Annotated in this window: 9 protein-coding genes; 2 read left to right on the forward strand and 7 right to left on the reverse strand. The window is 68.2% G+C overall.

Annotation, left to right across the window (positions count from 1 at the left end; all coding sequences use genetic code 11):
- The first annotated feature begins 24 nt into the window (after positions 1-24).
- Both AWC08_RS33255 and AWC08_RS33260 read left to right on the forward strand, forming a co-directional pair.
- The gene (locus AWC08_RS33255; RefSeq protein ID WP_069434024.1) at positions 25-1,407 is read left to right on the forward strand and encodes a sigma 54-interacting transcriptional regulator; all 1,383 of its coding nucleotides are present in this window, start codon (positions 25-27) and stop codon (positions 1,405-1,407) included.
- Positions 1,400-3,379: a vWA domain-containing protein gene (locus AWC08_RS33260; protein ID WP_069434025.1), complete on the forward strand. Its 1,980-nt coding sequence runs from the start codon at positions 1,400-1,402 to the stop codon at positions 3,377-3,379. The genes AWC08_RS33255 and AWC08_RS33260 overlap by 8 nt, the downstream gene beginning before the upstream one ends.
- Before the next feature lie 71 nt (positions 3,380-3,450).
- Here AWC08_RS33260 and AWC08_RS33265 read toward each other — a convergent pair whose 3' ends face one another.
- From AWC08_RS33265 to AWC08_RS33295, 7 genes are all read right to left on the reverse strand, one after another.
- Positions 3,451-4,119, reverse strand: coding sequence for an LppA family lipoprotein (locus tag AWC08_RS33265; protein ID WP_069434026.1), 669 nt, complete (start codon positions 4,117-4,119; stop codon positions 3,451-3,453).
- Positions 4,107-5,741, reverse strand: coding sequence for an alpha/beta hydrolase (locus tag AWC08_RS33270; protein ID WP_142283956.1), 1,635 nt, complete (start codon positions 5,739-5,741; stop codon positions 4,107-4,109). Before AWC08_RS33270 ends, AWC08_RS33265 begins: the two co-directional genes overlap by 13 nt.
- Positions 5,738-6,028, reverse strand: a complete 291-nt coding sequence (locus AWC08_RS33275) for a WXG100 family type VII secretion target (protein WP_142283957.1) — start codon at positions 6,026-6,028, stop codon at positions 5,738-5,740. The genes AWC08_RS33270 and AWC08_RS33275 overlap by 4 nt, the downstream gene beginning before the upstream one ends.
- 88 nt (positions 6,029-6,116) lie before the next feature.
- Positions 6,117-6,719 (reverse strand): DUF1707 SHOCT-like domain-containing protein, encoded by a 603-nt coding sequence (locus AWC08_RS33280; protein WP_065132507.1) that lies wholly within the window; start codon positions 6,717-6,719, stop codon positions 6,117-6,119.
- A gap of 84 nt (positions 6,720-6,803) precedes the next feature.
- Positions 6,804-7,589, reverse strand: coding sequence for an enoyl-CoA hydratase family protein (locus tag AWC08_RS33285; RefSeq protein WP_085088775.1), 786 nt, complete (start codon positions 7,587-7,589; stop codon positions 6,804-6,806).
- Positions 7,589-8,755, reverse strand: coding sequence for an acyl-CoA dehydrogenase family protein (locus AWC08_RS33290; protein WP_085088778.1), 1,167 nt, complete (start codon positions 8,753-8,755; stop codon positions 7,589-7,591). The genes AWC08_RS33285 and AWC08_RS33290 overlap by 1 nt, the downstream gene beginning before the upstream one ends.
- Entirely contained in the window at positions 8,752-10,734 is a 1,983-nt protein-coding gene (locus AWC08_RS33295; protein ID WP_069434518.1) for an acetyl/propionyl/methylcrotonyl-CoA carboxylase subunit alpha, read from the reverse strand. The genes AWC08_RS33290 and AWC08_RS33295 overlap by 4 nt, the downstream gene beginning before the upstream one ends.
- Positions 10,735-10,739 lie beyond the last annotated feature (5 nt).

Consider the following 10,739-nt stretch of genomic DNA (forward strand, 5'->3'; position numbering starts at 1 on the left):
GTCAGCAGCGCGTAGCTTGGAGAGGTGACTTCACCGAGCAATCTGCCCCGCACTGTGGGCGAGCTGCGTGCCTCCGGTCATCGCGAGCGGGGCGTCAAGCAGGAGATCCGCGAAAATCTGTTGACCGCTTTGGCGGACGGCGACGATATCTGGCCGGGCATCCTGGGTTTCGACGACACCGTGATTCCGCAACTCGAGCGCGCGCTGATCGCCGGCCACGACTTCGTGCTGCTGGGTGAACGCGGCCAGGGCAAGACCCGGCTACTGCGGGCGCTGACCGGTCTGCTCGACGAGTGGACGCCGGTGATCGACGGATCGGAGCTGGGCGAGCATCCCTACACGGCGATCACCCCGGAGTGGATCCGCCGCGCGGCCCAGCTGCGGGACGACCTGCCGGTGTCTTGGAAGCACCGCAGTGAGCGCTACACCGAGAAGCTGGCCACCCCTGACACCAGTGTGGCCGACCTGGTCGGTGACATCGACCCGATCAAGGTCGCTGAAGGCCGCAGCCTCGGCGACCCGGAAACCATTGCCTACGGCCTGATTCCACGCGCACACCGCGGCATCGTCGCGGTCAACGAGCTGCCCGACCTGGCCGAGCGGATCCAGGTCTCGATGCTGAACGTGATGGAGGAGCGCGACATCCAGGTCCGCGGCTACACGTTGCGGCTGCCGCTGGACGTGCTGGTGGTGGCCAGCGCCAACCCCGAGGACTACACCAACCGCGGCCGCATCATCACTCCGCTCAAGGACCGATTTGGCGCCGAGATCCGCACCCACTACCCACTCGAGCTATCGGCCGAGATCGGCGTGATCGCCCAGGAGGCACACCTGAGCGCGCAGGTGCCCGACTACCTGTTGCAGGTGATCGCGCGGTTCGCCCGGTATCTGCGCGAGTCCAATTCGGTCGACCAGCGCTCCGGGGTGTCGGCCCGCTTCGCCATAGCCGCCGCTGAGACGGTGGCCGCCTCGGCCCGGCACCGCGGCGCGATTCTCGGTGAGACCGACCCGGTGGCCCGGGTGGTCGACCTGGGCACCGTCATCGACGTGCTGCGCGGCAAGCTCGAGTTCGAGTCCGGCGAGGAAGGCCGCGAGCAGGCCGTGCTCGAGCACCTGCTGCGCCGGGCGACCGCCGACACCGCCTCCCGGGTGCTCGGCGGAGTGGACGTCGGCACTCTGGTGTCCGCGGTCGAGAGGGGATCCGCGGTGACGACGGGTGAGCGGGTGTCGGCCAAGGATGTGCTGGGCGCGGTGCCCGGGCTGCCGGTCGTGGACAAGATTGCGGCCAAACTCGGCGCGGAGTCCGAAGGCGAGCGCGCCGCGGCATTGGAACTGGCGCTGGAGGCGCTGTATCTGGCCAAGCGCGTCGACAAGGTATCCGGGGAGGGGCAGACCGTCTATGGCTAGTAGCGGGCACTCACAGCGATACTCGGCGTATACCGGCGGGCCCGACCCGCTGGCTCCGCCGGTGGATCTGCGTGAGGCGCTCGAACAGATCGGGCAGGACGTCATGGCGGGCACCTCGCCGCGCCGGGCCCTGTCCGAATTGCTGCGCCGGGGCAGCGAAAACATGCGTGGTGCCGACCGGCTGGCCGCCGAGGCCAACCGCAAAAGGCGAGACCTCTTGCGGCGCAACAACCTCGATGGGACGCTGCAGGAGATCAAGAAGCTGCTGGACGAGGCGGTGCTGGCCGAACGCAAGGAGTTGGCCCGCGCCCTGGACGACGACGCGCGGTTCTCCGAGTTGCAGTTGGAGTCGTTGCCGCCGTCGCCGGCCAAGGCAGTGCAGGAGCTTTCCGAATATCAGTGGCGCAGCCCCGAGGCGCGGCAGAAGTATGACCAGATCAAGGATCTGCTGGGCCGCGAGATGCTCGACCAACGCTTCGCGGGTATGAAGCAGGCGTTGGAAGGCGCCACCGACGAGGACCGCCAGCGGGTCAACGAGATGCTGGACGATCTGAATGACTTGCTGGACAAGCACTCCCGTGGAGAAGACACCGAGCAGGACTTCCAGGATTTCATGGACAAGCACGGCGAGTTCTTCCCGGAGAACCCGCAGAATGTCGAGGAGTTGCTGGATTCGCTGGCCAAGCGGGCCGCCGCCGCGCGGCGGTTCCGCAACAGCCTGAGCCAGCAGCAGCGCGACGAGCTGGATGCGTTGGCGCAGCAGGCCTTCGGCTCGCCGTCGTTGATGAACGCGCTGAATCGCCTGGACGCGCACCTGCAGGCCGCTCGGCCGGGCGAGGACTGGACGGGCGAGCAGCAGTTCTCCGGCGACAATCCGTTCGGCATGGGCGAGGGCACCCAGGCGCTGGCCGACATCGGCGAATTGGAGCAGCTGGCCGAGCAGCTGTCTCAGGCATATCCGGGCGCCACGATGGACGACGTCGACCTCGACGCCCTGGCCCGCCAGCTTGGCGACGACGCCGCGGTGGACGCCCGGACGCTCGCCGAACTGGAACGGGCGCTGCTCAATCAGGGTTTTCTGGACCGCGGCTCCGACGGCCAGTGGCGATTGTCCCCCAAAGCCATGCGCCGGCTCGGTGAGACGGCGTTACGTGATGTCGCACAACAACTTTCCGGACGCAAGGGGGAGCGAGACCACCGGCGGGCCGGCGCCGCCGGCGAGCTGACCGGAGCGACCCGGCCCTGGCAGTTCGGGGACACCGAGCCGTGGCACATCTCCCGCACCCTCACCAATGCCGTGTTGCGGCAGTCGGGAATGCACACGCTGGACGGCCCGTTGCGCATCACCGTCGACGACGTCGAGGTCTCCGAGACCGAGATGCGCACCCAGGCCGCGGTGGCGCTGCTGGTGGACACCTCGTTCTCGATGGTGATGGAGAACCGGTGGCTGCCGATGAAACGGACCGCGCTGGCGCTCAACCACCTGGTGAGCACCCGGTTCCGGTCAGATGCGTTGCAGATCATCGCCTTTGGCCGCTACGCCCGCACCGTCACGGCCGCCGAACTGACCGGCTTGGAGGGCGTCTACGAGCAGGGCACCAACCTGCATCACGCGCTCGCGCTGGCGGGCCGTCATCTGCGCCGGCATCCCAACGCACAGCCCGTCGTGCTGGTGGTGACCGACGGCGAGCCAACCGCCCACCTGGAGGACTACGGCGGGGAAGGGCGTTCTGCTGTGTTTTTTGATTACCCGCCCAACCCGCGCACCATCTCCTTCACCGTGAAGGGCTTCGACGACATGGCCCGGCTTGGCGCGCAGATCACCATCTTCCGGCTGGGCAGCGACCCCGGCTTGGCCCGATTCCTCGACAAGATCGCCCGCCGGGTCGAGGGGCGGGTGGTGGTGCCGGATCTGGACGGACTGGGTGCAGCCGTGGTGGGGGACTACCTACGCTCGCGACGCCGTCGCTGACAAGCGCGAGCAGACGCCAAAGTACCCGTGGCAGCCCAAAATGGGGGGCTTTCACGTCTGCTCGCGCCAAGTTAGTAGGCGTCCATCTTGCGGCCGCCGGGAGATCCGTACAGGTAGGGGTAGTGCACGTCCGGGTCATTCGAGGGCCGCGAAGCTGGCGGCGGCGGGGCGCTGCGCCAGCCGCCCGGTAGGTGGCAGCCGGTGTCATAGGAGTAGTTCAGGGGACTGCTGCCGATCCCATTGACCAGCGTCACTGTCGCGCCGTCGTCGCGGATCTGTGAGTCGTTGGCCGCACCCAGTGCCAGCGGCGGAGTTCCGGGTGCGGAGTTGTTGGGCGCAAAGCCCGCGGCCGTGAACGCCGGAGCGAGCTCGGTGGCGATCTGCAACCACTGCGCGGCCGAGGGCGGCGGGTCGGCGAAAAACATATCGCTATTGACCTGACGGCCGATGCTGCGGGTGAACGGGTCCTGGCAACCGTTGCTGAGATGGGTGGCCGCCATCGTCGAAAACCGGCTCTGCGGTGAGTGTTTGCCGATCACCGCGCGAATCGCGGTGTCGAGTTCGGCCAGCTGACGCTCGACGGCTTCCAGATCGGGCCGGGCGTTGACCATCCGCTGCAGCCGATCCAGTTCGGACCGGCCAGGATTGGCGTTCGGATTCAAGGTGGTCGGCTTAACGCAGCCGGCCAGCATGAGGGCGAGGCCGAGCAGCAGTGCCGCCGGCCGGGTCACGGGTCGCATGGGTCAGTTCCGGGGGTGATGAGGTCGGCGGGCAGCCCCGCCAGCACCACCGCGAGGTTGTAGCCACTCATCCGCAGGTTCCCGTTGCTTCCCGTGCGGGCATATTCGGAATGCCCGTAAGCCCGTTCGTGCAGTCGCCCGTCACCGTACTCACCGCCCCACGCGTACCCCTCGTCGGTGGACAATTCCGCCATGCCGGGCACGTCCTGCGGCGGGGCGCCAAACGCCTCGAATCCCGGAATAAGCTCGGAGACAAGGTCGTTCGCGCCGATCATGAAGTAGGCGTGACCGGGCGGGACTCCGAGCTGCGCGGCGTCGGTGAGTTCGGCACCCGGCGAGCCGTAGAGCACCACGTCGCTGACCGGGGCGCCCTGCTGCAACGCAAGACTCGTGGTCAACGATCCATAGGAGTGGCCGAAGGCGACGATCCCGGTGGCCGGAAGGTTGCCGGCTGCAGCCAGTCCACGATAGAAGCTATTGAGAGCCCGGGCGCCGTCGCGCGCAAGCCAGTCGTGCGCCACGTCGCGCAGGCTGTCCGGCGCGTCGTAGCCGAGCCAGGCGATCGAGGCCACCGCATCCGGATTGGCGACCCCGGCATTGCGGCGCAGCTGCCGCGCCTCGTCGCGCTGAAAACCGGCCTGCCGCACCATGGTTGCGGTACTGTCGCTGACCCGGGTGGTCAGTCCGCCCACGGTGACGCCGACCCGCTCGGCGTTGTCGACGTCACCGACGCCGACGGCCGCGAGCACCTTACCCGGGATGGTTGCGGTGTCCAGCAGCAGCAGGCTGGCCTCGGGATTGGCGGCCAGGGTGTCGCGCAGCGCGGTCAGGTCTGCCAGCTTGCCGGGGTCGGTGTGCCACCCGTAGGAGTCGACCCAGCCTTGCTGTAGTCGGGTGAGTTCCCGTTGCAGTGCGGGCACATTGAGTTCGCTGCGGACAGTGGCCGGGATGCCGTCGAGGTTGCGCAATCGACCGGGAAACCATTGCTTGAGCCGGTCTTGCTGGCCGGGGGTCAGCGCGTGCCACCAGGCGGCGACGGCGCTGGGTTCGGTGCCGGGAGCCGGCAGCCCAGGCATCCTGGGCGGCTGATGGCCGAGTTGATCGTCGATCTGTCCGGCGCCGAGGTCGCCGTCCGCGCCGCGGATTGCCGCGGCGAGATCTTCGTCGGCGCGCTCGGCGTCCGCCAACAGCCGTTGCAGGCTCTCGGTCAGCCGCACCGCCGCGTCAAGGATGGCCTGCTGTCTCCCGGGGGGAAGGCCGACCAGGTCCGAGGGAGGTAGTGCGGAGCCCAGCGTTTCGTTGATCTGCAAGTGGTTTTCCCTCGCCGCGTCCCGCATCAACTTCAGTCGCCGCTTCACCGCGGCGACCTCCTCGGCCGCCTGTTCGGCGGCACGTCCGACAGCAGCGCATGCATCGGCGTGATCGTCCAGGACGAGCGCGGTGTGTCCGGTCGCCGCGTGCGCCGCCGCCGCGGCGTCACCGCCGAAACTCAGCAGTCGCATCAGCTCGGTGATCGCCGCAGCCGCGGTGCGGGTTCCGTGTGCACGCCGGATGGCGGCTTCGAAGACGGTGGTGATGGCGGCGGGATCCCAGCGCTCGATGTCGGCCAAGGTCACCGTCATCGGAGCGAGGCGGCGTTGCTCTGCTCCATCGCGCGCAAGGCGGTCGCGGCGAACCGCATGCCGTCAGCATGGTCGCTCAGGCGGACCTGGTGCCCCTCGCCCAAGGCAGCCCACCGATCCAACAATCCAGTCAGGGCCGAGGCCGAAGCCCCGACCCACCCTGCCTGGGCCCCGTCGGCGTCGCGGAGGCATGACCACTGCACCGCCTGCAATGCCTGGCCCTGGTGCGCCAGTTGGATGCCTACGTGAGTCAGCACATCGGGAGTCGCCCGCAATTCTGAAGCCACCGCAATCGCCTTCCGCAGACGCGAACTTTCGGCGAAGCCTTTCACCGGAAAATGCGGCGGGCCACTCACCCCTGCCACACCGTGTGGATTACTTGCGAGCCTTGCGCGCCTTGCGTTTGATGCCGACGCCGCCCCACAGCGAGAATCCCTTGATCTTCACCGTGGGCGCGCCCCGGGTGCCCTCGCCGACCACCTCATGGTCGAAGTTGCCCATCACCCCGCGGCCGTGTATCTCGACGTTGACTTCGGGCGGCAACAGGAACGTCTGAGCGCTCATGATCGAGTACGCGTGAATCTCGACCTCGGTCGAGGTGAAGTCCGCGTAGCGCAGGTCGATGACGCCGCTGCCCCAGAACGTGAAGGTGGTCAGCTTCCTCGGAATGTTCCACCGCCCGCGACGCTCGAAGCCGCTCATGATGGCCAACAACAGGGTGGAGGGCGCCGGGTTGCAGTTGCCGCCGCGCCGGGGGCTCACCGCCGTGCCGGGCAGGTCGGCTCGCAGCTGATCCAACTCCCGGTAGGTGGTGGCGGCGTAAGCCTTGGTTAGCCGGTCTTCGTATTCGTTGAGCTGGAGGCGGCCCTGTTCGGCCGCATAGCCCAGCAACTGCGCAATCTGGATACGGTCGGTGTCCTCTGCACGCGACAGTTCGTCACGCGTGGCCTTTGCATCACGCTGGGTTGGGTTGGTCATCTCACCCGCGAGCTTACGACTTCCACGGTTTGCTGCAAAAGGTGTTGGCTGAACTGCAACGTTCACACGGTCCGAGCAGCATTGTCAGGATGTCGGGCCGGTGTCAGAGACCCAGCTCGGCGGCCGTTTCTGCAGAAAGGCCAGCATGCCTTCACGCGCCTCCTCCGAGACGAACAGCCGCGCGGACTCCTCGGTGAGCCGCTCGGCGTCACGGTCGAAGCCGGCCAGGACTGCGGCCGTCGTGAGCGCCTTGGATGCGGCCAGGCCCTGCGGTGATCCGCGCCCGACATCGGCGACCAGACCGGCCACCGCGGCGTCCACGTCGTCGGCGGCCACGGTGACCAAACCGATCTCCGCGGCTTCGCTGGCGCCGAAGGTTTCACCGGTGAGGTAGTAGCGTGCGGCGGCTCGCGCGGACAGTTTCGGCAGCAGCGTCAGCGAGATGATGGCCGGAGCGACGCCGATGCGAGCCTCGGTCAGGGCAAACGTGCTGCGCGGCCCGGCCACCACCATGTCGCAGGCACCGACCAGGCCGAATCCGCCGGCCCGTACATGGCCGTCGATGGCGCCGATCACCGGACGGGGTGAGGAGACGATGGCGCGTAGTAGCGCGGTCATCTCCTTTGCGCGCGCGACAGCGGACTGGACAGGGTCACCCCCACCGGCCTCGCTGAGGTCCGCACCCGCGCAGAAGGTGCCGCCGGTGTGTCCGAGCACGACCACCCGCACCGCCGGGTCGGCAGCGGCCGCCCGTAGCCCTTCGTGCAACTGGGTGACCAGCGTGGTGGACAGGGCGTTGCGGTTGTGCGGCGAGTTCAGCGTCAGCTTGGCTACGACGCCCTCGCGGGCGTACTCGACGAGGGTGTCCATCAGTACGAGCGGGGCAGACCCAGCGACGTCTGCGCGACGAAGTTGAGCACCATTTCACGGCTGATCGGGGCGATCCGCGCCAGCCGCGATGCGGTCAGCATGGCCGCTACGCCGTACTCCTTGGTCAACCCGTTGCCGCCCATCGACTGCACGGCCTGGTCGACGGCCCGGGTGGACGCCTCGCCGGCCGCGTACTTGGCCATGTTGGCGGCCTGGGCGGCACCGCCGTCGTCTCCGGCGTCGTAGAGCGTCGCGGCTTTCTGCATCATCAGCTTGGCGAGCTCGACCTCGATGTGGCACTGCGCCAACGGGTGCGCGAGGCCCTGGTGCGAGCCGATCGGGGCGCCCCAGACCTGCCGGGTCTTGACGTAGTCGACGGCTTTGTCGAGGGCGAACCGGCCCATGCCGACCGCGCTGGCCGCGCCCATGATGCGTTCGGGGTTCAGGCCCGCGAAGAGTTGTGCGATCGCGGCGTCCTCGGCGCCGACGAGCGCGTCGGACGGCAGCCGCACGTCGTCGATGAACACCTGGAACTGGCGCTCGGGGCTGATGAGTTCCATCTCGATCGGCGTGTAGGTGAACCCGGGCGAGTCGGTGGGCACCACGAACAGCGCCGGCCGTAGCTTGCCGGTCTTCGCCTCTTCAGTGCGGCCGACCACCAGGACCGCCTGAGCCTGGTCGACGCCGGAGATGTACACCTTCTGGCCCTTGAGCACCCAGTCACTGCCGTCGCGGCGGGCGGTCGTGGTGATCTTGTGCGAGTTCGATCCGGCGTCGGGTTCGGTGATGGCGAACGCCATGGTCAGCGTGCCGTCGGCGATGGCGGGAACCCAGCGCTTCTTCTGCTCCTCGGTGCCGAACTTGCTGATGATGGTGCCGTTGATGGCCGGTGACACCACCATCAGCAGCAGCGCGCTGCCCGCGGCGGCCATCTCCTCCATGACCAGCGCGAGCTCGTACATGCCGGCCCCGCCGCCGCCGTACTCCTCGGGCAGGTTCACCCCGAGGAAACCGAGTTTGCCTGCTTCGGCCCACAATTCGGTGGTGTGCTCCTGGGCGCGAGCCTTCTTCAGGTAGTACTCGGCGCCGTAGCTGGACACCCACTCGCGCACCGCCTTGCGCAACGCCTGGCGGTCTTCGCTTTCGATGAAACTGGTGTCGGTCATGACGGATCCCCTTCTGATTCCGGCGCTTCGACCCTCGCGAGGACGGCACCTACTTCGACCTGCTGGCCGGTCTGGACGTTGATCTCCGCGAGCACCCCATCGGTGGGCGCGGTGATGGTGTGTTCCATTTTCATCGCTTCCAGCCAGATCAGCGGCTGACCGGCGGTGACGGTGGCGCCGGCCTCGGCGCCGATCCGAATGACGTTGCCGGGCATGGGCGCAACGAGCGAGCCTTGCTCGACGGCCGAGCCCGGTTCGGGGAACCGGGGTAGGGCCACCAGGTGCACCGGTCCGCGCGCGGAGTCGACGTAGACGTCAGCACCGAAGCGTGCGACCGCGTAGCTGCTGGCCACCCCGCCATCGGCCAGCACCACCTCCTCCGGTGAGGCGGACACCAGCTGCACGTTCGGATCGTGTGGTAAGGCCAAAGATGTTCTGGTGAACCGATATTCAATCCGCTGCTCGGTGTCGGTGTCGTCCAGGTAGGTCTTGACCTGGTACCCCGAGGTCAGGTTGCGCCAACCCGACGGCAGTGAGCCCAACGCCCCCGCGCTGGCGCGGTTGTGTGCGGCGTCGGCCAACGCGGCCGCGATCGCCGACAGTCGCACCGTTGCGCTGTCGGCCAGGGGCGCCGACAACTCGGTCAGGCCGTGCGTGTCGAAAAACGCGGTGTCGGTTGCTCCGTCGAGAAATGCCGGATGCCGCAGCACGTGCACCAGCAGTTCGCGGTTGGTGCGCAGCCCGTGCACATGGGTGCGGGCCAGCGCGTCGGCCAGCACCAGCGCGGACTGCCGGCGAGTCGGCGCATAGGAGATGACCTTGGCCAGCATCGGGTCGTAGAAGATCGACACCACCGAGCCGTCGACGATGCCGGAGTCCAGCCGGATGCCGGTTCGGTGTCCCAGCGTGCTGAACTGCGTGCCCACGGCGGGCACGTGGATGCGGTGCACCCTGCCGGCCTGCGGCTGCCAGCCTTGCGCGGGATCTTCGGCGTAGAGCCGCGCCTCGATCGAATGTCCTTGCCCGGCCGGCGGTTCGGCGCCCAGCCGCCCGCCGTCGGCCACCTCGAGCTGCAGTTCGACCAGGTCCAGACCGGTGGTTTCCTCGGTGACGGGGTGCTCGACCTGCAGCCGGGTGTTCATCTCCAGGAAGAAGAAGTCACCGTCATCGTCGGCGAGGAATTCGACCGTCCCGGCGCCGGTGTAGCCGATCGCACCCGCGGCGAGCCGGGCGGCCTCGAACAGCTTCTCGCGCATCCCCGGTGTCCGCTCGACCAGCGGCGACGGCGCCTCTTCGATCACCTTCTGGTGGCGGCGCTGGATGGAGCATTCGCGCTCGCCCACGGCCCACACGGTGCCGTGCGTGTCGGCCATCACCTGCACCTCGATGTGGTGCCCGGTCGGCAGGTAGCGCTCACAGAACACCGTCGGGTCACCGAACGCGGACTGCGCTTCGCGCTGCGCGGCCTCGACTTCGGCTGCCAGCGCCGACAATTCCCGCACCACCCGCATCCCGCGCCCGCCGCCACCGGCGGATGCCTTGACCAGTACCGGCAGTTGGGCCTGGGTCACGGTCTCCGGATCGAGTTCCTCGAGCACCGGCACCCCGGCGGCGGCCATCAGCTTCTTGGACTCGATCTTCGACCCCATCGCGCGCACCGAGTCGACGGGTGGCCCCACCCACGTCAGACCGGCCTCCTGCACCGCCGCCGCGAATTCGGCGTTCTCGGAGAGGAATCCGTATCCGGGGTGCACGGCATCGGCACCGGCGGCGCGGGCGGCGGCAATGATGGCCTCGGCATTGAGGTAGTCGTTGGTGTTCGGTAACCGCACTCGGGCGTCGGCCTCGACGACGTGCGGTGCGGCCGCATCGGGGTCGGTGTAGACGGCGACGGTGCCCAGACCGAGCCGTCGGCAGGTGGCGAACACCCGCCGGGCGATCTCACCGCGATTGGCAACCAGTACTCTCGTGATCCCCATGAAGC

Origin of the sequence: Mycobacterium gordonae (genome assembly GCF_002101675.1) — a bacterium.
GTDB classification, from domain to species: domain Bacteria; phylum Actinomycetota; class Actinomycetes; order Mycobacteriales; family Mycobacteriaceae; genus Mycobacterium; species Mycobacterium gordonae.

Coding starts and splice junctions, on each gene's coding strand:
- AWC08_RS33260 (WP_069434025.1), top strand. CDS start 1,400: ATGGCTAGTAGCGGGCACTCACAGCGATACTCGGCGTATACCGGCGGG.
- AWC08_RS33265 (WP_069434026.1), bottom strand. CDS start 4,119: ATGCGACCCGTGACCCGGCCGGCGGCACTGCTGCTCGGCCTCGCCCTC.
- AWC08_RS33270 (WP_142283956.1), bottom strand. CDS start 5,741: ATGACGGTGACCTTGGCCGACATCGAGCGCTGGGATCCCGCCGCCATC.
- AWC08_RS33280 (WP_065132507.1), bottom strand. CDS start 6,719: ATGACCAACCCAACCCAGCGTGATGCAAAGGCCACGCGTGACGAACTG.
- AWC08_RS33285 (WP_085088775.1), bottom strand. CDS start 7,589: ATGGACACCCTCGTCGAGTACGCCCGCGAGGGCGTCGTAGCCAAGCTG.
- AWC08_RS33290 (WP_085088778.1), bottom strand. CDS start 8,755: ATGACCGACACCAGTTTCATCGAAAGCGAAGACCGCCAGGCGTTGCGC.
- AWC08_RS33295 (WP_069434518.1), bottom strand. CDS start 10,734: ATGGGGATCACGAGAGTACTGGTTGCCAATCGCGGTGAGATCGCCCGG.